We start from the raw sequence: 24,250 nt of genomic DNA on the forward strand, positions 1-24,250 counted from the left end.
GTCTGGTTGGTGGTATTTAGTTGTTAGCCGAACATCGCGCCCATCGCATCGCCCGTGTCACCGTCGTCGTCGTCATCGTCGTCGGTGTCGTCGGGCTCCGCGTCGGCGTCCGCTTCGTCTTCCTCGCTGTCTTCCTCGTCACCCTCCTCGGGCTCGGCTTCGGTCTCGGGTTCGGCCGTCTCGACGTCCTGGAGCTCCTCGGGGAGCGCCTCGGGGTCGTCGATCTGGGCCGCCAGCGCACGGACCTGGCCGTCCGCCTTGCTCACGAGGTCGGGCATGAGCTCCTCGTCCTCGATGGCCGCCTGGAGGCCGACCGATTTGGCCTCGCCGGCCCCTTTGCCGAGCAGCGACCCCACGGTCTGTGCGGTCGGGTATTCGGCGTTGAGCGAGAGGTTCTGTGCGCCAGCGACGGCGGCCTCGATGTCCGTCCGGTACTCCTCGACGTCCAGTTCGAGCGCGTCGGGCTCGAAGAGGACGCCGTCGGCGAACACGGCCTGCAGGTCGAGCCCGACTTCCTTGGGCTCGATGCCGAGTTCGCTGAGGACGTTCGCGAGCTGGCTGTCGACCGTCTCGCCCGCTTCCAGCACTGTGGAGTCGGCCATGACCTGGATCGACCCCTCCTGGATACGGGCCTCGGCCCCGACGGCCTGGAGTTCACCGACGAACTGGCCCGGGTCCATCCCGGTGTCGCCCTCCGGAATCACGATGTCGTTGGGGGCGACCTCGCCGTCGTTGATCGGCGCGGAGGTCTTGGAAGCCTCCAGCTGCTGGTACAGCGTGAACGGGTTGTCGTTCGTACAGATGAGGCCGACCTGCCCACCGATGTACTCGGTGAGGTCCTCCAGCCCCTCGTCGACTTCGTCGAGGGCCCGCGCCATCAGCGTGTTTCGGCTGACGCGGAGTTCGGCGGTGCCGTGGAGATTGCGCCGCATGTCCTGGAGCTGACGGCTCGGAATGCCGGCGATGTTGACGATGCCGACCGAGTCGTAGCTCTCCAGCGTGGCGACGAGGTCGTCGACCTCCTCCTTTTTCCACTGCGGGATGGTCTCTGTCTTGCGTTCTGCGCTCATGTTAGGCCACCTCGACGGCCGGGCCCATCGTGGTCTTGACGAACACCGAGTCGATGTTCAGCGGGCCCTTCTCGAGCTCGGCGTGCAGGCGCCGGAGGATGACGTCGATGTTGTCCGCGATGTTCTCGGCGTCCATGTCCTCCGCGCCGACGCGCGTGTGGAAGGTCCGCCGGTCGCGACTCCGGAGCTGCACCGTGTTTTTCATTCGGTTGACGACCTCGACGACGTCGTCGTCGGGGTCGAGCGGTTCGGGCATCTTCCCGCGCGGGCCGAGGACGGTACCGAGATAGCGACCGATGTCCTGCATCATGTCCTGCTCCGCGATGAAGAAGTCGGTCTCGTCGGCGAGGTCCTTGGCCTCGTCGTCGTCGTCGCCTAGCTCTTCGAGGTCGTCCCCGTCGAGCACGTCGTCGGCGGCGTCTTCGGCACGCAGGGCGGTCTCGCCCTCCGCGAAGACGACGATACTTGTCTCCTGGCCCGTCCCCTCGGGGAGGACGACGCCAGTGTCGACGCGGTTCGACGGGTCGTCGAGGTCTAGGTCGCGCAGGTTGATCGCGAGGTCGACCGTCTCGCGGAAGTTCCGCGGCGGTGCCTCCTCAAGTGCGCTAGATACTGCTTGCTCTATGTCCTGATCTGCCATCGTTCACCTCCGTAGTACGCGTAACGCTCCTACGGGTCAGTGAAACAGGCGAAGCCTGTCTCACCCGGAACGACGCCAATGTGAAACTTAAACCCGTCGAACCGGCCCCGTCAGAACCCCGCTCCGAGCGCTACACCGGTCACTGACGGGGACGAATACCGCCGAAAAGTTGCCGCCGAAATCAGGCTTCGGCCGCAAATTGGTCGTCGTACTCGCCCTCGTCGATGCGCTCTTTGAACTCGCGGGGGTTGTTGCCCTCGATGGTGACGCCCAGCGAGGTGCAGGTACCGACGACTTCCTTGGCGGCGTTTTTCAGGTCGTAGGCCAGCAGGTCGGGGTGTTTCTGCTCGGCGATCTGTTTGACCTGATCGACCGAGAGATCGGCGACGAAGTTCTCCTGGGGTTCGCCGCTGCCCGTCTCGAAGCCGGCCTCGTCCTTGACGAGTTCGGCCGTCGGCGGGACGCCGACCTCGATCTCGAAGGAGCCGTCGTCGTCGTACTCGACGGTGACCGGGACTTCGGTTCCGTCGAAGGCCGCGGTCTGGTCGTTGATATCCTGCACGACTGCCTGCACGTCGACCGGGGTCGGGCCGAGTTCCGGACCGAGCGGCGGTCCGGGGTTGGCCTCCCCGCCGGGGACGAGTACTTCGATGGTTCCAGCCATATCGGATCTATCGTGGCGGCGCGCTTTTAACGGTTGCTTTCCGCGGCGAGGGTGTCGACGGGACACACGCCGGTCACGAGGGGGTCGACGACCAGAAAGGGGGACCGGGCGAACTGCGCCCGACTACTGGATCGAGACGCCGTTTCGAGAGAGGTAGGCGCTCGCTTCCTTGATCTCGACGGGACTGCCGACGATACGCACCCCCTCTTCCTCGGAGCGGATCGTTAGCGTGAACCGGTGCTCCAGTTCCTCCCGGAGCCCGTCGAGGGCCTCCTCCGGAAGCAGGATCTGTGTACTGTCGCGCAGCAGAGCTGCGTCGGGCATCACCCGGATCAAAGCTATCTCTCCGTATAGGTGTATCGAAACGATCCCCGGTGAACGACGCCTGTGACGCCGTCACCGCACTGGATTTATCCCGGTTCACCTCCGTTGTCCGGGCATGACCGTCTACGAGACCGACGTACCCGGCGTCGGCAAGAAGTTCGAACTCGAGACCGGCGGCGACGAACGGCTGGTCGTCCTCATCCATCACGACGGCAAACGCGAGGTGTACCGGCGGCCGGACCCGGACGCCGACAGCGAGAAGCTGTTCACGGTGAGCGGCGAGACGGCCCGCAAACTCGGGTCGATCCTCGAAGGGGCGTACTTCCAGCCCGTCGAGACCGACGAGGTGCAGGTGCCGCTGGGCGACGCCTTCATCGAGTGGCTCGATCTGGAGCCGAGTTCGGAACTGGCCGGACAGACACTCGGCGAGGCCGACCTCCGCCAGGAGACCGGCGTCTCCGTGCTGGCGGTCCAGCGTGATTCGGATACCTACCCCAATCCCGACTCCTCGTTCGAACTCGCCGCCGGGGACGTGTTGGTCACGCTCGGGACCAGCGACGAACAGGACGAACTGGAAACGATGCTCGGTGAGGACGACGCGTCCAGCGAGTAGATGGCGGTCGCACTCTACGAACTCGGGATCGCGATCACCGCGCTCGCGATCGCGGGGTCCGTCGTCTACCGCTACGGCCTGTCGGTCATCCCCGCGTACATCGTGATCGGCATCTTCGTCGGCCCGAACTTCCCGACCACCGTCGGTGACCTCTCGCCCGTCGCGCTCGGTGCGGTCGGCGACGTGTCCCTGCGACTGGTCTCCGATAGCGACCTCGTCGCCGGACTGGCCGAACTCGGGATCGTCCTCCTCCTCTTTTTCCTCGGGCTGGAGTTCAGCGTCTCCCAGCTGCTCGACGATCGGCGTCGGATCGCCACCATCGGCGTGATCGATCTGGTCGTGAACTTCGGGATCGGGCTGGCGCTCGGGTTCGCCTTCGGTTTCGGCCCCGTCGAGACGCTGTTTCTCGCGGGCATCGTCTACATCTCGTCCTCGGCCGTGATCACCAAATCCCTCATCGACGAGGGGTGGGTGGCCAACGCCGAGAGCGGGCCGATCCTCGGGACGCTCGTCTTCGAGGACATCTTCATCGCCGTCTATCTCGCAGTCCTCTCGGCGGTGGCGCTGGGCGGTGGCTCGCTCGCCGACGCCGCCACCTCGGTCGGTATCGCCTTCGCCTTCCTGGGCGTGCTGTTCGGGGCCGCGTGGTACGGCTCGGGCGTTGTCGAACGCCTGTTCGGGACCGACTCCGACGAGTTGTTCCTCTTGCGTGTGCTCGGGGTCACGACACTGGTCGCCGGCGTTGCGCTCGCGATGGGTGTCAGCGAGGCCGTCGCGGCCTTCTTCGTCGGGACGGCGTTCAGCGGCACCGACCACACCGAACGCATCGAGCACGTGATCGCGCCCTCCCGGGACTTCTTCGCCGCCGTCTTCTTCTTCTCGATCGGGCTGACGACCGACGTGACGCTGCTGGCCGACGTGGCACTGTTGCTGGCGGCCGCGGTGGTCCTGACCACCGCGAGCAAGCTCCTGAGCGGGACGGTCTCCGGTCGCGTGTACGATCTGGACCCGCGGCGATCGCTGCGAGTCGGGCTCGGGATGGTTCCTCGCGGTGAGTTCTCGCTGATCCTCGCGACGCTGGCGGCGACCGCCGGCGGGTCGGCGGGGACGCTGGGTGAGGTCGTGCCGGCCTTTGCGGTCGGCTACGTCCTGATCATGAGCATCGTCGGGACGCTGTTGATCCAGAACGCGAGCGCGATCGAGGGGCTCAGGGAGCGGGCGGTGGGGGAGTCCTAACCGCGAAGCAGGTTCATGACTTCGTCGGCCACGTCAGGCTCGACGGCGACCACGTAGCGTTTCCCCGGATCGAGCGTCGTCTCCGGACCGGCGATGCGCTCGCCGTCGTCGTCGGAGACGACGAGCGTCCCCGTCGGGAAGTTCACGTCCGCCAGTCGCTTGCCCGCCGCCGGCGCGCCGTCGGCCACCCGGACCTGCATGATGTCCAGTGTCTCGGTCACGTCGCTGATGCTCTCCACGTCGCCGCCGACGATCTCGTTTGCGGCCATGCGTGCGCCCGCGCGTTCTGGAAACACTACGTCGTCGACGAACCGCGTGTACTCCTCGCCGCCCAGGCGCTCGACGCGGGCGATGGTTCGGATACCGCCACCGTTCATCTCCTTTGCTTCGAGACAGACGGCGAGGTTCACGCCGGTCGAGGCGGTCAGCCCCGCGATCACGTCGGCGCGTTCCACGTCGGCCTGTTCGAGGATCGCCGGATCCGTCGCGTCGCCCTGGATGATCGTCGCGACGTACTCGTCGGCGATCGCGTCACACACTTCCGGGTCGCGCTCGACGACGGTGATGTCGTGGCCCCTGTCCGCGAGGATGGCCGTTGTCTGGAAACCGACGCGTCCACCGCCAACGATGATGACGTTCAGGTCCTGAGTCATGTCAGTCGTCCTCCCCTGGAACGGGTTCGGCAGTCGTTTCTGATGCGCCCGGGTCCGCTAGCGATCCGCTGGCCTCCCCGGACGACCGATACCGGTTCAACCCGACGTACGCCAGTCCGCCAAGGAGTATCCAGCCGACGCTGAGAACGAGCGCCAGCGGGTCCGTCTGTACCAGGTACCAGATCAGTACGCTCGTCAGCACCAGGTTCAACAGGATTCCCAGCACTGGCGGTGCCGGGTAGTACGGCATCTCGTAGGGCCGTTTCATGTCGGGTCGCTCGCGGCGCAGGCGGATGACCGCGCCGTTGACGACGATGAAAGAGAGCAGGAAAAACAGGCTGGACATGTTCCCCGCGCTCTTGGTCGGCAGAGCAACTGAGGCGAGCATAACCACCGCGCTCGCCAGAATCGCGACGAACGGCGTCCCGAACCGGTGGTGTAACTGGCCGATCGAGGGGAGCAACTGCCCTTCCCGCCCCATCGAGAACGCGACCCGTGACGAGGCGATGACGACGGCGTTCAGCGCGGTCAGCGTCGAGAACACCGCGCCGAAGACGATGATCGCACCCCCGTTCTGGATCACCGGCAGGCCAGTCGGCATGAACTCGGTCGCCGCCTGTGCGATCCCGGCCTCGCCGGCCTCGGCCAGCCCCTGTGCCCCGAGGGTCCCGACGGCGACCGTGACGACCGCGAGGTAGACCACGACGGTCACCGCGAGGCTCAGGAAGATGGCCTTCGGGATGTTCTCCCGCGGGTTCTTCACTTCCTCCGTCACCGTCGTGATGAGGTCGTACCCCTCGAAGGCGATGAAGGTCAGTCCCATCGCGGGGATGATCGCGAAGGCCGAGCCGTCCACGGGGAACAGCGGCTGGAACTCGGCGGTCGAGAACATCGGGGACAGCGCACCGAAGGCGACGAAGACGACGAGAATGGCGACCTTCACGAGCGTGAAGATGGTCTCGACGCTCCCGCTCGCGGCCGTGGAGGCGGCGTTCAGCGCCACCAGCAACAGGACCGCGGTGAAGGCCAGGCCGACGCTGACCGGGACGGCAGCCTCGACCACCGGGAGCGTGATTGCGCCCACCTGACCGGGGGCTGGAGCGAGGCCGTAGACGTGGAGCAGCTCGAGGAAGTTCGGGGCGAAGCCCAGGGCGTACAGTGCACCGGCGATCATGTACGCGAACCAGAGCATCCAGCCCATCAGGAACGAACTCAGGTCGTCGAACACCTCGCGCACGAAGGCGTATCCGCCACCGCTTTTGGGAATCGCCGAGGCGAGCTCGGCGTAGGAGAGGCCGGTGAAGGCCGTGACGACGCCGTTCAACGCGAAGACGGCGATCGCGGCAGGGCCGGCGATCTCGGTGGCCAGTCCGGTCAACACGAAGATGCCCGCGCCGATCATCGCGCCCATGCCGATCATGGTGGCGTCGAGCAGGCCGAGTTCGGCCTCGGGCTTGCGTTCGCCGTGGCTCCCGCTACTCATCGCTTCCCTCCCAGTACGAGTGGTCTTTCATCGGAGCGACAGGCCGGCCGGTTCCGGAGTGCATCCGTCGAAGCCCTCTCACCCGTGGCTCATAATTCCTCGGCGCGATTCCCGGTCCGTGGGGGCGACGGCCGGTGTGACGAGACCCAACGAAAGCGCTTTTGAGTCGCGGTTGCCGACTGTCCCCTAATGGGCCTGGAGGAGGAGATCGAGGAGATCGAGGAGGAGATAGCCGAGACTCCCTACAACAAGTCGACTGAGGCCCACATCGGCCGGCTGAAGTCCAAACTCGCACAGAAAAAGGAGCAACTCGAGAAACAGCAGTCTGGCTCGGGCGGTGGTGGCGGCTACGCCGTCGAGAAACACGGCGACGCCACCGTCGCCCTCGTGGGCTTCCCCAGCGTCGGCAAGTCGACGCTGTTGAACGCCCTGACCAACGCCGACAGCGAAGTCGGGGAGTACGAGTTCACCACGCTCGACGTCAACCCCGGCATGCTCCAGTACAACGGCGCGAACATCCAGATGCTGGACGTGCCCGGCCTCATCGAGGGCGCTGCCGAGGGCCGCGGTGACGGCCAGGCGGTCCTCTCGGTCGTCCGGACGGCCGATCTCGTGGTCTTCGTGATGGACGTGTTCGAGATAGACCAGTACGCGCGCCTGCGCGAAGAACTATACAAGAACGACGTCCGGGTCGACACCGAACCCCCGCGGGTGACCATCCGTCGGAAGGGGAAAGGCGGTATCGACGTGAACGCGAGTTCGGACCTCGAACTCGACGAGGAGACCATCAAGCAGGTCCTCCGCGACCAGGGGTTCGTCAACGCCGACGTGACCGTCGGCGAGGATGTCGACATCGACCGCCTCATCGACGGCGTGATGGACAACCGCGTCTACCTCCCCTCGATCGAGGTCGTCAACAAGGCCGATCTGATCGACCCGGACTACCTGCCGACCGTCGAGGAGAACCTCCGGGACCACGACATCGACCCCGACGAGGCGGTGTTCATCAGCGCCGAGGAGGGAAAGGGTCTGGACGCGCTGAAAGAGAAGATCTGGGACGCCCTCGGCCTGATCCGGATCTACATGGACAAACCGGGACGGGGCGTCGACTACGACGAACCCCTCGTCCTGCGGTCGGGTGACACCGTCGAGGACGCCTGCGAGAAACTCGGCGGCGAGTTCGAGGAACGGTTCCGCTTCGCCCGTGTCTCCGGCCCCAGCGCCAAACACGACGAGCAACAGGTCGGCCAGGACCACGAACTCGAAGACGAGGACGTGCTCCGACTCGTGACCCGGAAGTGATGGACGGCCGATCCGAACCCGACGAGGACGGGGGCGATTCGGACGCCCGACCGCCCTCCCGTCGCGTTCTCGCCGCCATCGCCGTTGGCCTTCTGCCGTGGACCGTCCTGTTCAGACGGCAGTACCTCGACCTGTTTTTCTCGTTCGGCCTCGTTCCGGTCGGTCCGTCGGGAGTGACGACGGTCACCGACTTCTACTTCCGGCACACGGCCGGGCTCCCCGAGTACCTGAACGCGTGGGGCCTGGGCGTGTTACTGTTCGCGGTCGGACTGGCGAACGCGCTGTTCGGACTGGTGAGCGAGCGGTTCGGCCTCGCCCTGCGGGAGGACCCACGGATCACGGCGGCGATGTACGTCTTCGCCGGCTTCGGACAGCTGGTGTTCGTGCTCGGGTTCCTCCGGCGGCCGTCCGGGTACGTCGCCGTCCCGCTCGGCACCCTCCTCCTGTGGGGGCTCGTCTGGCGGTACTACCGGCGCGATCTGGCCTCGATGTTCCGGTACGGTGACTGACACGCGATCTGGCCGTCGATATCCTTTTCGGCGTTCCACCCCAGCCTATCGGACATGCACGCGACGCTCGATCACACGATGATGCGCGTCGAGGACCTCGAGGAGTCCCTCGACTGGTACCGGACCCACTTCGACTACGAGGAGTACGGCCGCTGGGAGGCCGACACCTTCACCAACGTCTTCCTCGGCCCCGCGGACAAACACGAGGACGGTGCGCTGCTGGAACTCACCTACAACCACGACGACCGGACCTACGACTTCGGCGACGCGTGGGGGCACGTTGCGGTGCGCTGTGAGGACGTGTACGAGGCCTACGACGAACTGATGGACGAGGGCGTCGAGGACTACCGCGATCCCGACTCCTGTGGCGGGCAGTACGCGTTCGTGACGGATCCGGACGGCCACGAGATCGAGATCGTCGAGCGAGACCACGGCGCGAAGTGGAGCCTCGACCACACCATGCTGCGCGTCGAGGACGCCGACGAAGCCATCGGCTGGTTCACCCGGAAACTCGACTATCGACTGTTCCGCCGCGAGGAGTTCGACGATTTCGCACTCTACTTCCTCAAGCCCGAGGACGCCGCCCCCGAGGAGATGTCCGTCGAACTCACGTACAACTACGACGGGCGCACGTACGACGTGGGCGACGCGTGGGGCCACGTCGCGGTGCAGGCCGACGACCTCCAGAAGTTCTGGGACACGCTGCTGACTCGCCACGCCGAGGATTACCGCGACCCAGAGAGCTGTGACGACCGCTACGCGTTCACGAAGACGATGGACGGCCACGAAGTCGAGGTCGTGACGAACTGAGCGTCGTTCGCGGTTCCTCGACAGGTTAGTCTCAGTACTCGTTTTTCGCTGCCTATCGGTTACCGCGAGCGATCGTTCCATCCAAAGGCTGGTGATCGATACCGCTCCGGAAGCCGGCATCTACCGTCCCGGCTGCGTGCCAGATCGAGACGGCTGTTACCCGGCCGCTCGTGTCAGACGCCTGTTAGCCGTTCGACTGACGCCCTCACATCTGAGGCTAAATTCCGGAATCAGGGCCTCGAAACCCCGAAATCTGGGTGTGTGGGATGATGTCAACCCGCGAATTTGACCACAAAGCATTTATTATGAGGGCCAGTTGTTCTGACCGTACCCCTACCCATGGTGACAGTATCGAGTACGGTTTGGCAGTCTCCCCGCGGCGGTCGTGTGGGCCGCGGCTGTCCGACGGGAAAGTTGCTGGCACCGCCCGAAACGCACAAACACAAACTATGACAGGAACTAAAAAGAAGGTTCGCAGCCTGTTCCTCGCGACGCTGATGGTGCTGTCGGTAGTTGCACCGATGGTCGCGTTCTCAGGAGCAGCCGTTGCGAATGACAGCGTGATCGACGAATACGATCGCGATAATGATCCGACAGAACGGCAGAGTAATGCATATGACGAGCGTCTGACCTCCAGCGGCGGTCCGTACTGGCAGGGTCAGCGTCTCGTGATCAACGTTGATTCGAGTATCGACACGGACGTCGTTCAGGTCCGTGAGGCTGAGAGCCGCGACGGCGGCGGTCAGCGCGTTGGCTCACTGACGACAGAAGTCTCACTGAACGACGGCGAAGCTATCATCAACACGGAGAACTTCGAGGGTTCCTACGTCCTTTCGACGGGGGCCAGCGAGACGTCCGTGATCAACTTCGAGAATGGTCTCTCGGACGGAACTGGTCACGCTAACTTCGCCGCTAACGGTAGCTACAATGGCGGCACTACTGACGGTGCTCAGTATGCTGGTGTTTCCACGGCTTCCTTCGAGATCACCCCGCAGAACGTGAACGTCGGCTTCCAGTCCGACGAATCTGCGCAGGAGGAGATCTACCTCGAGGCCGACTCCGCCCGGACCGGCTACAACATGACGGTCGAGGCTGACGGCCTGGACGATGGCGAAGTCGTCGAAATCTTCGAAGACGAACTCGAGGAAGACGATAACTCGCTCGGTGATGTCTACGACATCAGCAGTGACACGGAGTACTCCGGTGACGGTGTCCTCCTCGAGGATGTCAGCAGTGACGCCAACATCACATCCAACTTCTCCGCAGTCGACATCGGAGACTACGAGTTCTCGTTCGAGGTCACGGACACGGGCGTTACGGACACCTCGTCCGTCTCGGTGACTGAAGAGGACGACGTCGACGCAACGATCCTCCGCGGCGGTGTCGCCACGGCAGCACAGGGTGACTTCGCGGTCATCCCGATCCAGCTTGAAGAGACGGACGAAGCCAAGGTCAACGTCGGCTTCAACAACGTCAACTTCAACGCGACCTTCCGTGTTGAAGACGGTAACGACGACGGCGTCGTTACGGTCAACATGAACACGTTCATCGCCGGTCGGTACGACGGCGACCTCCCGGCCTACGTTCAGGGTCAGGTTGACAGTTGGACGCCCGACGACGAAAATCGGACGCTCGCACAGAGCAACGATATCGCAAACGACACGCTTGACCTCGCTCTCTCGGCTGACGACAACGAGGACACTGTGAGTCTCGCTGGTACCAGCGACATCAACGGCGACGAACTCGGTATGGTCGCCGGTGCGGCTGACAATCTCAGTGAACCGACGGCTAACGTTGGTATCTCCGGTCCGATGGAACCTGACCAGTACGACGTCAACGTCACCCACAACGGTGACGAACTCGACGTCGGTACGGTCCAGGTCGTCGAACCGCAGGTCACGGACATCAAGAGCTGGACGATGCCCGGTGACGTCTTCTCCGACGTGGAAGAAGACGAGACCGCGGAACTCTACGAGTTCGCCAACGAGGGCGAACTGACCCGGGACAACTCCGTCGCGGAGGGCGACGTCCTGGTCTACCAGGTCCAGTCCACTAGCATGTTCGGCGCGCTAAAGTTCGTGGAAGAAGGCACGAACGACTACGCCGAAGCGCTGAACACGATCACCCGCTACGACGACAACGGGAACTTCAAGTTCAGTGTCGAGCAGACCGAAGAGAGCACGGCAGCGAACCAGCAGGAGAAAGAGCTGGTCCTGTCGTCGAGCAACAACAACGGTATCAAGGTCGTGCCGGACGAGCGCAACTCTTCCCTCTTCGTCGTGATGAAGGAAGACAACCTGCAGCTCACCCGGTCGGACCTTGAAGACTCTGCAAATCAGCAGGGTAACTTCGGCGGCAACGCCAACCTCGGCATGGAGGACGGTGAGGAGTACGTCGCCAACTGGACCACGTTCGAGGATTCGGACATCGGTGACGAGACGCAGACGGTCACCGACCGCGCGTCCATCGTCGAGCAGTCCATCGACTTCGACACGGACGCCGGTGACGTCATCCGCGTCGCCGCCTCTGCGGGCCAGACCATCTCTGGCTCCACGAGCGTCGCCCCCGGTACGGAGCTGAACATCCGGCTCCGCTCCACGGGCGAGAGTCCGTTCCTCGAGGACCCCGAAGCAGTCGTTAGCGAGAACGGCACGTTCAGCGCCACGGTCGATCTCTCCGACCGCGCGCAGAACGCGACGTTCGTCGCCAACGCGCAGGGCTTCGACGACGACTACGACACGCAGGGCGTCATCGGTGACGCACCGACCGCCGACATCACCTTCGACGACCAGACGGTCGAAGAGGGTGCTGTGAGTGTCGACGCGACCCTCTCGGACGGAGGCTTCGTCTCCATCCGTAGTGGCTCCGCCGACGGCGAAATCGTGGGCACGTCGAGTTACCTCGACTCCGGCACCACGACGGCTGACATCGACGTCAGCCCGCTGTCCAACGAGACCACGCTCTACGCGGTCGCGCACATGGACACGAACGACAACCAGGCCCTCGACTTCGAGCCTGGTGGCGACACCGACACGGCCTACATGCTGAACGGCTCCGCCGTCAGCGACTCGGCCACGGTCTCGCCCGCTTCCGAGGAACCTGTCGACAACACCACGGAAGATCCGTCCGACACGACGGACGAGCCTGTCGACACCACGGAAGAACCGGCTGACACCACCGAAGCGCCGGCTGACACCGACGAGCAGACGACCACCGAAGGCGGGCCCGGCTTCACGGCCGTCCTCGCCCTCGTCGCGCTGGTCGCCGCTGCCCTGCTGGCTGTCCGCCGCCGCGACTAACTACCGGACTTCCGTCCGGCCCTAACTGACGCTTTTCTTTCGGACGCTACACCGGACAGCGACAGCGCTGTTCTGCGGGTGCGTCACCACGCGCGGTGGCGTACGGACCTAACGACAAGACATATGCCTGCCTTGGCCGTACGCACGCGTGAATGATCGAGACGGTGCTGGGTGCGCTGGCGTGGCTCAACCAGTGGTCGGATCCGCTGGCGTGGCTGGTGGTCGCGGCGTTCGTCGCCGGAGCACTGCTGGACTGGTACGATCCGGACAGCGATATCGCCCGTCCCGTCACCGTCGGTGCGTGGGTGCTGTTCGCCGTCTTCTGGTTCACGCTGATCTATCACTTCGCGTTCGTCCAGAAGAGCATCGTCGAGGGGATCGGGACGCTGATCGCGGTCCCTGGCTGTCTGTACGTCGCGGTCTTGCTCCGGCGGGGACGGGACACGCTGTTCGTCCTCTCGCGGGCCGTCGCGGTGATGGGGGCGGTCTACCTGCCCTTCGAGGCGATCCTCGTCCTGCAGGAGGTCCTCATCGAGATGGTCGTCCGCCACACCGAGTTCCTGATGGGGCTGCTCGGTTACCATCCCGAGATTATCCAGGGGAGTGCGGTCAATCCGGACTACGAGTCGTTCCGGAACACGTTCACGTTCCAGCACGGACCGGACTACCGGGTCGCGTACACGATCGTCATCGCCTGTACCGGCATCGGGAGCATGGCCATCATGCTGGGGCTGATCGCGGCCGTCCGTGCGCCCATGCGGCGGAAACTCCGCGCCGTGGCCGTCTCGATTCCCGTCATCTACGCGCTCAATCTCGTCCGGAACGTGTTCATCGGGCTCTCCTTCGGGAACATGAAGATGCAGTGGTTCCCGGAGCTAACTGCGAGCGTGTTCGCCTTCTCGCTGGCCCAGGATCCGGCGCGAGTGTCGTACTACTGGGCCGACCGGATCATCGCGCAGAGCGCGTCGGTCGTCGCGCTGGTCGTGATCACGTGGCTGGTGGTGCGTGAACTCCCAGAGGTGCTGATCATCATCGAGGATCTGCTGTACATGGCGACCGGGAGCGAGTACGATCTGCGGGGCGCGCTGGACGTCAAGCCGGTGCGGGCCGACGGCGAGTAAGAGTTAGACCGTCCAGTTTTCGACGAGGTCCACGGGTGCATCAGCGAGTTCGACCAGTGCGTCCCGTTCGAGCAGGTGGAGGTCGCCGGGGAGGACGAGCAGATGCAGCGGGGCTCCGAACTCCCGATCGGCCAGTGCCGAGAGATCGTCGGCGACGACGGTGGGATCGGAGCTGCCGGCCTGGCAGACGGCGACGGCCAACCGTTCGTCGTATTCGTCGGCGAGCAAGTCGGCGGCCGTGTCGGCGGTCATGTACTCGTCGTCGGCGGCTTTGATGTCGAGGTAGACGAGCGTGTGGAGGCCTCGGTCGGCGTTGTCGGCGACTGTCTCGACGACGCTGTCGGGGACCCCCGAGCCACCGTGAGCGCGCTCGAAGGGGAGGGTGGTCGCTTTCCCGAACCGGTAGTTCTGGAGGCCGGTGAGCGAACTCGCGGCGGTCTGTGCGGTCGTGCCGTGGACGACGCGAGTGTCGATGCCCCGATCGTGGGCGCGCAGACGAAGGTCGACGTGGGTGGTCGAGATCATCGGGTCCCCGGCGGTCAGGAAGACGGCGTCGCCGTCGGCGGCGGCGTCGAGGATGGGGTCGGGGTCCTGCTCGACGCCCGCTCGGTCGCGGACCTCTATGTCGACGCCGTGGTGAGCTTCCAGGTCCGGGACGGAGGTGCCGACGAGTCTGGAGGTGTAGAACTCGGCGAACGCTCGGTCGGCTTCGCGGAGCCGGTCCCGGCCCGCGACGGTGATCGAGCGCTCGTCGTACAGTCCGAGGCCGACGAACGTGAGCATACACTCGCTCGGTCGGCGGGGCGGTTAAACGGCCCGACACGGAACCGAAGGCTTACCGCCCGCGGCCGCCGAGTCCGGAACATGTCGGTGCCATGCGTGCGTGTCGCCCGCGAGGATGGCGAGCGCGCCCGTCAGGACCTCGCGGCCGCCGAGCTGATCGACGACACCCACCAGATCGAACACGCCGACGGCTGGCTGTACATCCCCGTCGTCGATCCCGAGGCGGTCCCAGACGACTTCGAGGTAATCGATCACGACGCACCCGCACGCGAGACACAGACGATGCCGTCCGATCTCGTCGACTTCGACGCCGCCTACGAGCGGATCGGCGACGTTGCGATCGTCGACGAGGACGATAGCGAGCGCGCCCAGGATCTGGCCGACGCCATCGTCGCGTCCGCGTTGCCGGTCGAGACGGTCCTGAACCGCACCTCGAAGGTCAAGGGGGACCTCCGGGTCAGAGACTGGGCGGTGCTGGCCGGCGACGGGAACGCCACGGAGACCGTCCACCGCGAGTACGGCTGTGAGTTCGCGGTCGATCTCGCCGAGATGTACTTCTCGCCGCGGCTGGCGACCGAACGCCACCGCGTGGCCGAGCAGGTTCGAGAGGGCGAACGCGCCTTCGACATGTTCGCGGGCGTCGGTCCGTTCGTGATCCCCTTCGCCGAGCGCGGGGCCGAAGCCGTCGGCGTCGACCTCAACGGGGCGGCCATCGAGTACCTGCGGGAGAACGCCCGCCGAAACGGCGTCGAGGACCGTGTGACCGCGATCGAGGGGGACGTCCGAGACGTAGTCTCGGGCTCGTCACGAGTACAGCGAAGTGACGGTGTGCGCGACGTGGCCGGCGACTACGAGGGCTGGGCCGATCGGATCGTGATGAACTTGCCCCACAGCGCCGACGAGTTTCTGGACACGGCGGTCGCGCTGGCGAGCGACGAGGCGGTGATTCACTATTACGATATCCAGCACGAGGACGATCCCTTCGGACCTGGAGAGCGGGCGATCCGGGCCGCGGCGGAACCGGAGTACGACGTCACAGTGGAGACGCGCCACACCGTCCGGTCGTACGCGCCCCACGAACTCAACGTGGTGCTGGACGTACGGTTGTCGAGGGTGTGAGGGGCGGTGGCGTCCCTGTGGGACGATCCGATCCGCAACCCTTATTGCGGTTATGCGCCGACAAAGGAATGTAATCATCGGAGCGTCGGTGTCCTGCGGAGCAAGGCGACGCAGGGCTCGGGACGCGAACGAAGTGAGCGTGCCGGTGTAGCTCAGACTGGCAGAGCGATTCCTTCGTAAGGAATAGGCCGAGGGTTCAAATCCCTCCACCGGCTTTCTGCGACGAACGAACGTGCGGAGCGAATGCCACAGAGGGATTTGAATCAGGGAGGAGCTTTGCTCCGACCGTGGTTCACAATCCCCTCCACCGGCTTGCTGAATTTTCCCGATCGGCTCTACGCGTACCCCCGTTCCTCCAGTCGTTCACGGACGGAATCCGAGACGGATCGCTCGTCGTCCGCCACGGTCCGGATATCCAGATCGGTACGGAGTTCGTCCAGCCGTGCCCGCGGGTCGTCGTCGAACTCGCCCACGGTCTGGAATCCCTCGGTGTGGGTTTCGTAGGCGTAGGAGCCATCGGCGGCGACGAACCCGTAGAGGGGTGACTGCCGGCGTTCGAGCGCTTCGCGAGGGGCATCCCTGCGCTCGAACTGATCCTCCTGATCGGGGAGCGGACCGTGGTACTCGACGAGGCGGTCGACGGGCCGGGGGTCGTCGAGCAGGTTCTGGCCGCGTCCGTCGGCGTCGATCCCGGCGAGATCGGCGACGGTCCGGTGGACGTCGAGCAGGCTGACGACGCGGTTCTCTCGTCCCTCCAGTCCGGGGCCGCTGACGACCAGGGGGACTCGCGTCAACTCTGGGTGGAGGCCGAAGGAGTGCTCGACCATGCCGTACTCGCCGAACAGTTCCCCGTGGTCCGAGAGCGTGATGACGTAGTCGAAGGTCTCCCGGAGGTCGGCGAAGATCTCGCGGTAGATCTCCGAGAGCACCGCGACCGACCGCCGGTACGCCGAGCGAGCGCGGTCGAGGTCGACGGGGTCGTCGGAGAAGGCGTCGGCGGCAACCATCGTCACGGGGTCTTCACCGGGGGATGGTGGGTAGTACGGTGACTGGGCCTCCATCAGGTTTAGAAGGCAGAACTCCCGGTCGCCGAAGTCGGTCGCGCGCACGCGGTCGCGGACGGACGACGCGCCGCCGTCGGCCGGCGAGCGGGCGAAGAGGTCGTACCCCTCGCGGAGCGATCGGCGGGTGTCACAGTCCGCTCGCAGGCATTGCCAGACGGCGTCGAGATAGCGTCGGCGGCCCGTCGCGGAACCGTTCTCGACGGCCTGACCCCAGTCGAACGAGTCGGGGTGGTAGGCGTCGAGACTGGCGTAACCGACGAACTCGTCGAAGCCCCGGTCCCAGCCGTCGTACCGGTACAGGTCCGGGTTCGCGGTGAACGCACGCGTCCGGTAGCCCGCGGCCGAGAGTCGTTCGGCGAGTGTCGACTCCGGGCAACCGAGTTCGGGGGCGCGACTGTGGACGCCGATCTCCCCGGCGTAGCGGCCGGTCAACAGGCCGGCGTGCACCGGGACGGTCCAGTGAGAGGGTGCGAACGCGCTGGTGAACCGTCGGCCCGGGAGCCAGTCGAACGCCGTGGTGAACTCGTCGTACCGAAGCGATCCGAGAACGACGACGGCGACGTTGTCCATATCCCCGCGTCCCGGCGACGGCGTTTGGTTATACGTTCACTTCCGACCGACGGGAGGGTGGCGGTAGCCGGCCCGTACGGGGAGTCACCCGCGTGACGCTCGCTCGATGGGCCGAACTCGCGGGGCCACAACGGTGGCTTACCGTGGTCGTAGGGACTCGCTGTGGGTGGGTCGCTGTCAGGAACTCAGCGACTGGGGGAGTCGGTCGACGAGTGAGGAACCGGCCACCGCGGTGACAGGGTGGGTCCGTCCTGGCGGCCGGGACCGACGTTGTTCACCGAAACGCCCTCAACCCTTAACAGGACACTTATCCAAACAGTTGCTATGAGTGACGCCGACGTCGATCGGGTTCGGGTGCTACACGTCGACGACGACCCGGAAATCGTCGACCTGGCCGCGACTTTTCTCCGTCGAGAGGACGACCGCCTCGACGTGACGTCCGCGGAGACGGCCGACGAAGCACTCGAAAGCGTCCGGGCTGGCGACGTTCACTGTCTCGTCAGCGACTACCACCTCCCGGACATGGACTGCGACGAGTTCGTGGATGCCGTCCACGACGCCGATCCCGACCTGCCCTTTATCCTGTTCACCGGCCGGGACCGCGCGCGCATCGACGGTGCGATCGAATCCGCCATCACGGGCTACCTCCAGAAGGGATCGGGGACCGAGCGGTACGAGACCCTCGCCGACGAAATCCTCACGGCTGTCGGTCAGGGCGACCGTATCGACACCGACGGTGGATCGGAACCGTCGCGGCGATCCGAACTGGCCGACTTCGATCCGGGAGGACAGGGGACCGTCCTCGCGAACGCCCTCGACACCGTACGGGACGGCTTTTTCGTCCTCGACCGCGACCGGACCGTGGTCTACTGGAACGAGTCGATCCCCGGCGTGACCGGGTACGAGGACGCCGAACTCGACGGGATGGCCCCGACTGCCTTCTTCGCGCCCGGGGACCGCGAGCGGATCTCCGACGCCATCGACGAGGCCTTCGAGACCGGGCAGGCGACGATCGAGGCCGCCGTGCAGCGCCGGGACGGCGGCGAGGTCCCGGTCGAGTTCCGGGGCTCTCGGTTGACCGACGATACCGGCGAGACCGTCGGCGTCGCCGGTGTCGCCCGGGACATCTCCGATCGGATCGCCTACGAGCGCGAACTCGAACGGCAGAACGAACGCCTCGAAGAGCTGATCAGCGCGGTGTCACACGACCTTCGCAACCCCCTGAACGTCATCGCGGGACGCCTCCAGCTGGCTCGCGAGATGGACGACGCCGAGGAGCACTTCGACGCGGTCAGCCGCTCGACCGACCGCATGGAGACGCTGATCGACGATCTCGTCACGCTGGCCCGGAAAGGCAAGCCCGTCGAACGGACCGAATCCGTGGCGCTCCCGGACCTCGTCGCCCTCGTGTGGGAGGACCGCGACGCACCTGGAGCGACGATCAGCGTCGAGACCGACCGCCAGCTCCTGGCCGACCGTGACCGACTCCGCCGACTGCTCGAACAGGTGCTGGACAACGCGGTGACACACGGCGGTGACGACGTGACCGTCACCGTCGGCGACCTGGCCGACGGCTTCTACGTCGAGGACGACGGGCCGGGGATTCCAGAGGAGGACCGCGACCGCCTGCTCGAATACGGTGAGACGACCGACCACGAGGCCTCGGGGCTCGGGCTGGCGCTGACCCGTCGCGTCGCCGAGGCCCACGGCTGGTCGTTTCGGCTCGTAGCGGGTACGGACGGCGGGGCCCGCGTGGAGATAACTGGCGTCGGGGGCGAGTGACTCACTCCCGGTCGGTCACGTCCCGGAGGACGCCGACGGACCCCTGGAACTCGTCGTCGTCGGTGATGACGGCGAGATTAACCTCGTAACAGCGAACGTCGTCGTCGATGGTCTGTGTGGCGAACTCGAAGACGCCCCAGCGGCGGTCGCGGTCGTCGAGCAGGTCGGCGACCAGGTCCCGCCCTCGCTCCAGGTCGTCTTCGCGCATGAATCGGGAGACGTGGGCTCCCTCGACGAACTCCCGGTCGTACCCGGTGTGTTCGAGGAACGCCTCGTTGACCCAGGTGAGTCGCTCCTCGGGGTCGAGCAAGAACACGGGATCGCCGACGTTCTCGACGACGCGCCGGTACCCTTCGAGGTCCTGCTCGCGGCGCTTGCGGTCGTCGATGGCCCGGGTCGTGACGGCGAACCCGTTGACCAGCGGATCGTCGAGCAGGTTTCGACCGCGGGCCTCGACCCAGCGCCAGTCGCCGTCGGCGTCCTCGATACGGAACTCGGCGCGGGGCGGTCGGTCACCGTCGATGACACCGTCGTAGAACTCCTCGCGGAGCCGCCGCCAGTCGTCGGGATGGATCCGATCGTACGGGACACTGCCTGTCAGGTCCTCGGCTGTGTGTCCCAGGACCTCCTCCACAGTCTCGTTCTGGTAGGTGATCGCTGCCCCCGGGCGGACGACGCTGACCATGTCCGGGTTGGCTTCCAGCAGGCGCTGGGCCTGTCTGCCGCGGCGCTTCTCGTCCAGCGCCTCCCGGTACTCCAGACACTGCGTGACGACGTGGTCCGCGAGCGTTCCGGTCGGGTCCTCACCGTCGGTCGTCACGTAGTCGTCGATCCCCGCTGAGATGGCGTCGCTGGCCAGCGACTCGTCACCGTCCGCGGCGAAGAGCACGATCGGCAGATCCTCGTGTTTGGTGCGGACTGCATCGACGAACGCCACTGGATCGTAGTCGGCGTCGTCCGTGGGGACGACGCAGTCGAACGGCTCCTCCGTGTCGGCCAGCGGACTCCGCATCCGGGGATCGAGACGCTGCTCGGCCTCGGCGATCCGTTCCAGCCCGTCCTCGAACCCCGTCTCGACGACCACCTCCACCTCCCGATCGACGCGTTCGAATCCGGCCAGGATCCAGTCCGCCACCTCCTCGGTACCGCCGACGTAACACACTCTGAGCGGACCCCGTCCGACCTGTACCATTGATCGTCAACTGCGCACGTTTCGTGATAAGTGTTGGCAACACATCGAACTCCACTCGTAGTTTAAACTATCTATCTTTCACTCGTGGTTGTAATCCACACAGTCCGGGCTAGGGTGACGTGAGTGAATGGCGGGCAACAGGGTACGGACGAATTGCCGTCGGATAGCCGTTGCTTCGCTCCGTGCGCTCGTTCCGAAAAAACGAGAGCCGCTGTCTCAGACGCCGAACTCCGCGCCGACGTAGAGGACGACGACGAGGAAGACCCACACGACGTCGACGAAGTGCCAGTACATCGAGACCGTACTGACGGAGGTGTGGCGTTCCGCGGAGTACTGCCCCAGCAGCGCGCGGATGAACACGATGGACAACAGGATCGCACCCAGCGTCACGTGCAGGCCGTGCAGGCCGGTCAGTCCGAAGAAGGCACTGCCGAACACTGCACCCTGGAACTCCAGGCCGCGGTGGACGATGAACTCGTAGTACTCGAAGGCCTGGCCGCCGATGAAGATGATCCCGAGCAGCAGGGTCACACCCAACAGCCCGACGAACTGTTTGCGGTTGTCCTTCAGCAGGCCGGTGTGGGCGAAGTGCAGCGTGAAACTGCTCGCGATCAGGATCAGGGTGTTGGCGATCACCAGCGTCCCGAACAGCTCGGGGAGTTCACCCGGGGGCCACGTGCCGGCCCGGATGAAGAAGTAGTAGACGAAGCCGGCCCCGAAGGTGGCGATCTCCGTGCCGAGGAACAACAGCATCGCGAGCCGTAACGTGGAGTCGTCGTGTTCTTCCGTCCCGTGCTCCCAGAAGTTGACCACGAAGGCGTGGTAGAGCCAGCCGTACAGGCCACCGAGGAACATCACCGCGCTCGCGATGAAGACCCCGGGCCCGACCATCGAGCCGACGATCGGTTCCTCGGCCCGGCCCAGCACGTACAGCGCTGCGCCGATGTAGAACCCGCTCGCACCGAGGGCCGTGATGAACGGCCACCAGCTGGCTTCACCGAACCCGCGCGGCCAGTCCTCGACCGCTGGCAGGTGGTGACCGCCGTGGCCACCGTGGTCGTCCGAAGTTTCGTCTGCGACGCCCATATGTGAATGAGCGTTACGAGTCGACCGATAAAAACCTGCCCAACTCGTCGCCGCTGGATCCCACTCCCGTCGGTCGCTCGCCGCTCCGCGGCCCCGGACCCGTCCGATTCCGGAAGCTACTCCACCGGTCCATCCCAAGCGTCGACAGATGGTGAGTACGTCACTCCGTCGCCGCAGTGGGCACCTCCTCCTTGCGGTGCTGGCCGGCACCCTCTTCGTGGGGACGGCCGCGGCTCACGGTGGGAGCCTCGGGGCGGGCGGCCGGGAGTCGATTCAGGTTCCGACCTGGCTGTTCCTGCTCACCGGGGGCGGTGCGGTCGGTGCCTCCTTCCTGCTCGCCTCCTTCGTCACCGACCGGCTGTTCATCCGGGAGCTCCACGGCTGGGGTCGGGACGCCGTCGTTCCCGGTCGCCGGCTCCTCGTCGCTCTCGGTAAAATCGCCGGCCTCGCCGGCCTCGCGGCCGTCCTCGGAATCGGCTTTCTGGGTCCGGACGCCGCGCTGGCCAACCTCGGCCTGTTGCTGGTCTGGGTCGGCTGGTGGGCCGGATTCACCATGACCACCTACCTCGTCGGCAACACCTGGCCGATCCTCGATCCCTTCCGCACGCTGTCGAGTGCGCTCCCGACGCTCGACCGCGACTACCCCGAGCGATTCGGGGCCTGGCCAAGCGTCGTCGGCCTGCTCGCGCTGATCTGGCTCGAAGTCGTCAGTCCGCTGGCCGACGACCCCGGGCTGCTCGCGACGACCATCGTCGGCTACGGCGTCGTGACGCTGGCGGGCGCGTTCGTCTTCGGTCCCGACCGGTGGTTCACGACGGTCGACCCCGTGGCGCGCGTCTTCCGGTACTACGGCCGGGTCGCACCGCTGACTCGCGACGACGAGACCGGCACCCTCCGGCTCCGACTGCCCGGGAGCGCGCTCACGGACGCCCGCCTCGTCGACGGGCTCGACGAGGTCGGCTTCGTCGTCGCCCTCGTGTGGGTCACCACCTACGACGGACTGGTCGCGACACCGCTGTGGGCGGACTTCGCACCCGCCGTCGTCGATCTGGGTGTCCCGCCTGCGGTACTGTACCCCCTCGCTCTGGTCGTCGGCTACCTGGTCTTCTTCGGAGCCTACTGGCTGGCGGCCCGCGGTGCGCGCCGGCTGGCCGACTCCTACGTCACCCCGGCCGTGCTGGCCCGTCGGTTCGCGCCGCCGCTTCTGGCCATCGCCGCCGGCTACCACCTCGCGCACTACCTGGAGTATTTCCTCTCCCTGTTCCCGGCCGCCCTCGCCGTCGCGCCGACGCCACTCGCCGGGCCTGCCGCGGGGGAAGTCCCCATCGCGGTGATCCCGGGCTGGTTCGGCGCACTCAACCTCACCTTCGTCCTGCTGGGGCACCTGCTGGCGATCTGGGTCGCCCACGCCGCGGCCTTCGACCGCTTCCCCGGGCGACTCCAGGCCATCCGCAGCCAGTACACGTTCACCCTGGTGATGGTCTGTTACACCATGGTCAGTCTCTGGATCGTCTCACAACCGAGCGTCACTCCCCCGTTCCTATGACGACCGACAGCCAACGCCGACGAGCGAGCACCGCCGCCGAAACCGACCGGGACATCCCCGCGGAGTACGACCTGCCGCCAGACGCCGAGCCGGTGGTCTGTGCCCACTGCGGTGCGCCCTTCGCCGACGCCGAACTGCTGGCGCTCCACCGCGGTATCGACCACGCCGACGCCCTCGACGAGTCCGAACGCGACGCCTTCGAGGAGGCGTACGAGAGCGAAGAAAAGCGACTGCGAGTGTTCCGGCTGAAAGCCCTCGGCGCGCTCGTGCTCCTGTATTTCGGATTGGTGATGACCTACTCCGTGTTCGCCTAGTCGTCCCGCTCGACGACGAAGCGAGTGAACTCCGCGAGCTGTGTTTTCGGTTCGGGTTCCAGATCCAGTCCGTCGAGGGTGGCTCGGGCCCGGTCCGAGAGGGACAGGGCTCGCTCGCGGGCGTACTCGACGGCTCCAGTCGACTCGTAGAGCTCCAGTACCCACTCGATCTCCTCGTCGGTATTGTCGTCGGCCCAGAGGATCTCCTCGAGTCTGGCGGCGTCTTCGGGATCGGCGTTCTCGACCGCGTGGATGGCCATGAGCGTCTTCTTGCCCTCCCGGATGTCGTTGCCGAAGGCCTTGCCGAAGTCGCCCGCTCGATCCAGGGAGTGCTCGACATCGAGGATGTCGTCGCCGATCTGGAAGGCGATCGACATCCGCTCGGCGTAGTCGGCGACGGCGTCCTCGATTGCCCCGGGCTGGCCGGTGACGATGGCCGCCAGCCGCGCCACGATCCGCCCCAGACAGCCGGTCTTGCAGGCACACATCTCCAGATACTGCTGTTCGGTGATGTCGATCTCCCGCTGGTTGTGCCAGGTGATGTCCATCCCCTGTCCGAGATGCGTGCGATTGAGTTCGTACATCAACATCTCGTAGGCCGCAAGCCGCGTCTCGGCGTCGAGATCGCCAGGATCGTGGGTGATGACCTTCAGCGGGAGGAAGTACATCGCGTTGCCGGCGTTCAGCGCGATGTCGGTCCCGAACTCGCGGTGGATCGCCGGCTCGCCACGCCGCATCGATGCCCCGTCTTCCACGTCGTCGACGATGATCGTCCCGTTGTGGAGGATCTCGGGGATACAGGCGTAGGGCAGGTACTCTTCGGGTTCCTCGTCGAAGGCCTCGACCAGCAGCAAGAACACGACCGCTCGCCACCGCTTGCCGCCCCTGTCCAGCAACTCCCAGATCGGATCGGCCAGTGCCAGCTGGATCGCGTCCGGATCGTAGGCGTGGGTCGCCGGCCCGAAAAACTCCGAGAGATACGCCTCGTCGACGACTCGCGGGAGCAACTCCTCGATGGCCTCGTCGACCACCGGTCGCCACTCCCTGAGCACGTCTCGCATGACCGAGTT

Annotated in this window: 22 protein-coding genes and 1 tRNA gene; 12 read left to right on the plus strand and 11 right to left on the minus strand. The window is 65.7% G+C overall.

The window, feature by feature from the left end; genetic code table 11:
- Positions 1-23: 23 nt before the first annotated feature.
- The 4 genes from BV210_RS14250 to BV210_RS14265 all read right to left on the minus strand — a co-directional run bounded on the left by BV210_RS14250 (position 24) and on the right by BV210_RS14265 (position 2,698).
- A complete protein-coding gene (locus BV210_RS14250; RefSeq protein ID WP_077207293.1) occupies positions 24-1,070 on the minus strand; it encodes a 50S ribosomal protein L10 in 1,047 nt (348 codons plus the stop codon).
- Position 1,071: 1 nt separating this feature from the next.
- Positions 1,072-1,710, minus strand: coding sequence for a 50S ribosomal protein L1 (locus BV210_RS14255; protein WP_077207294.1), 639 nt, complete (start codon positions 1,708-1,710; stop codon positions 1,072-1,074).
- 181 nt (positions 1,711-1,891) lie between these two features.
- Complete coding sequence (locus tag BV210_RS14260; RefSeq protein ID WP_077207295.1) at positions 1,892-2,374, minus strand: 50S ribosomal protein L11; 483 nt, start codon at positions 2,372-2,374, stop codon at positions 1,892-1,894.
- 123 nt (positions 2,375-2,497) lie between these two features.
- A complete protein-coding gene (locus tag BV210_RS14265) occupies positions 2,498-2,698 on the minus strand; it encodes a hypothetical protein (protein WP_077207296.1) in 201 nt (66 codons plus the stop codon).
- Between the two features lie 115 nt (positions 2,699-2,813).
- On the opposite strand from BV210_RS14265, the gene BV210_RS14270 reads away from it, so the two are divergent.
- Together BV210_RS14270 and BV210_RS14275 are read left to right on the plus strand one after the other, a co-directional pair.
- Positions 2,814-3,311: a cation:proton antiporter regulatory subunit gene (locus BV210_RS14270; protein ID WP_077207297.1), complete on the plus strand. Its 498-nt coding sequence runs from the start codon at positions 2,814-2,816 to the stop codon at positions 3,309-3,311.
- The gene (locus BV210_RS14275; protein WP_077207298.1) at positions 3,312-4,547 is read left to right on the plus strand and encodes a cation:proton antiporter; all 1,236 of its coding nucleotides are present in this window, start codon (positions 3,312-3,314) and stop codon (positions 4,545-4,547) included.
- On the opposite strand, the gene BV210_RS14280 is transcribed toward BV210_RS14275, so the two are convergent.
- Both BV210_RS14280 and BV210_RS14285 read right to left on the minus strand, forming a co-directional pair.
- Complete coding sequence (locus BV210_RS14280) at positions 4,544-5,200, minus strand: TrkA family potassium uptake protein (RefSeq protein ID WP_077207299.1); 657 nt, start codon at positions 5,198-5,200, stop codon at positions 4,544-4,546. The genes BV210_RS14275 and BV210_RS14280 overlap by 4 nt on opposite strands.
- Position 5,201: 1 nt before the next feature.
- Positions 5,202-6,683 carry an APC family permease gene (locus tag BV210_RS14285; protein ID WP_077207300.1) on the minus strand — a complete coding sequence of 494 codons (1,482 nt, stop codon included), beginning with the start codon at positions 6,681-6,683 and terminating at the stop codon, positions 5,202-5,204.
- A gap of 189 nt (positions 6,684-6,872) precedes the next feature.
- Here BV210_RS14285 and BV210_RS14290 point away from each other — a divergent pair, with 189 nt between their 5' ends.
- The 5 genes from BV210_RS14290 to artA all read left to right on the plus strand — a co-directional run bounded on the left by BV210_RS14290 (position 6,873) and on the right by artA (position 13,724).
- A complete protein-coding gene (locus tag BV210_RS14290) occupies positions 6,873-7,985 on the plus strand; it encodes a GTP-binding protein (protein ID WP_077207301.1) in 1,113 nt (370 codons plus the stop codon).
- A complete protein-coding gene (locus BV210_RS14295; protein ID WP_077207302.1) occupies positions 7,985-8,494 on the plus strand; it encodes a TIGR04206 family protein in 510 nt (169 codons plus the stop codon). Before BV210_RS14290 ends, BV210_RS14295 begins: the two co-directional genes overlap by 1 nt.
- A 54-nt stretch (positions 8,495-8,548) precedes the next feature.
- A complete protein-coding gene (locus tag BV210_RS14300) occupies positions 8,549-9,304 on the plus strand; it encodes a VOC family protein (protein ID WP_077207303.1) in 756 nt (251 codons plus the stop codon).
- A 362-nt stretch (positions 9,305-9,666) separates the two neighbouring features.
- Positions 9,667-12,603 carry a BGTF surface domain-containing protein gene (locus BV210_RS14305; protein ID WP_172824904.1) on the plus strand — a complete coding sequence of 979 codons (2,937 nt, stop codon included), beginning with the start codon at positions 9,667-9,669 and terminating at the stop codon, positions 12,601-12,603.
- A 152-nt stretch (positions 12,604-12,755) separates the two neighbouring features.
- Positions 12,756-13,724 carry an archaeosortase A gene (gene artA, locus BV210_RS14310; RefSeq protein WP_077207305.1) on the plus strand — a complete coding sequence of 323 codons (969 nt, stop codon included), beginning with the start codon at positions 12,756-12,758 and terminating at the stop codon, positions 13,722-13,724.
- Positions 13,725-13,727: 3 nt separating this feature from the next.
- On the opposite strand, the gene dph5 is transcribed toward artA, so the two are convergent.
- The gene (gene dph5 / locus BV210_RS14315) at positions 13,728-14,507 is read right to left on the minus strand and encodes a diphthine synthase (RefSeq protein ID WP_077207306.1); all 780 of its coding nucleotides are present in this window, start codon (positions 14,505-14,507) and stop codon (positions 13,728-13,730) included.
- An 81-nt stretch (positions 14,508-14,588) separates the two neighbouring features.
- On the opposite strand from dph5, the gene BV210_RS14320 reads away from it, so the two are divergent.
- Together BV210_RS14320 and BV210_RS14325 are read left to right on the plus strand one after the other, a co-directional pair.
- A complete protein-coding gene (locus BV210_RS14320) occupies positions 14,589-15,626 on the plus strand; it encodes a class I SAM-dependent methyltransferase family protein (RefSeq protein ID WP_077207307.1) in 1,038 nt (345 codons plus the stop codon).
- Positions 15,627-15,767: 141 nt separating this feature from the next.
- Positions 15,768-15,841: transfer RNA gene (locus BV210_RS14325), tRNA-Thr, on the plus strand.
- 120 nt (positions 15,842-15,961) lie between these two features.
- Here BV210_RS14325 and BV210_RS14330 read toward each other — a convergent pair.
- Positions 15,962-17,260 carry a sulfatase-like hydrolase/transferase gene (locus tag BV210_RS14330; RefSeq protein ID WP_077207308.1) on the minus strand — a complete coding sequence of 433 codons (1,299 nt, stop codon included), beginning with the start codon at positions 17,258-17,260 and terminating at the stop codon, positions 15,962-15,964.
- Positions 17,261-17,584: 324 nt separating this feature from the next.
- On the opposite strand from BV210_RS14330, the gene BV210_RS14335 reads away from it, so the two are divergent.
- Positions 17,585-19,042, plus strand: a complete 1,458-nt coding sequence (locus BV210_RS14335) for a PAS domain S-box protein (RefSeq protein ID WP_077207309.1) — start codon at positions 17,585-17,587, stop codon at positions 19,040-19,042.
- A gap of 1 nt (position 19,043) precedes the next feature.
- On the opposite strand, the gene BV210_RS14340 is transcribed toward BV210_RS14335, so the two are convergent.
- Positions 19,044-20,234, minus strand: a complete 1,191-nt coding sequence (locus BV210_RS14340) for a PAS domain S-box protein (protein WP_077207310.1) — start codon at positions 20,232-20,234, stop codon at positions 19,044-19,046.
- 216 nt (positions 20,235-20,450) lie between these two features.
- Positions 20,451-21,320, minus strand: a complete 870-nt coding sequence (locus BV210_RS14345) for a heme-copper oxidase subunit III (RefSeq protein WP_077207311.1) — start codon at positions 21,318-21,320, stop codon at positions 20,451-20,453.
- Between the two features lie 148 nt (positions 21,321-21,468).
- On the opposite strand from BV210_RS14345, the gene BV210_RS14350 reads away from it, so the two are divergent.
- The gene (locus BV210_RS14350) at positions 21,469-22,866 is read left to right on the plus strand and encodes a hypothetical protein (protein WP_077207312.1); all 1,398 of its coding nucleotides are present in this window, start codon (positions 21,469-21,471) and stop codon (positions 22,864-22,866) included.
- Positions 22,863-23,180 (plus strand): C2H2-type zinc finger protein, encoded by a 318-nt coding sequence (locus tag BV210_RS14355; protein ID WP_253741532.1) that lies wholly within the window; start codon positions 22,863-22,865, stop codon positions 23,178-23,180. Before BV210_RS14350 ends, BV210_RS14355 begins: the two co-directional genes overlap by 4 nt.
- Here the strand turns inward: BV210_RS14355 and BV210_RS14360 are convergent.
- Complete coding sequence (locus BV210_RS14360) at positions 23,177-24,241, minus strand: polyprenyl synthetase family protein (protein WP_077207313.1); 1,065 nt, start codon at positions 24,239-24,241, stop codon at positions 23,177-23,179. The genes BV210_RS14355 and BV210_RS14360 overlap by 4 nt on opposite strands.
- Positions 24,242-24,250: the final 9 nt, after the last annotated feature.

The sequence above is a fragment of the Halorientalis sp. IM1011 genome (assembly GCF_001989615.1).
Classification (GTDB): Archaea; Halobacteriota; Halobacteria; order Halobacteriales; family Haloarculaceae; genus Halorientalis.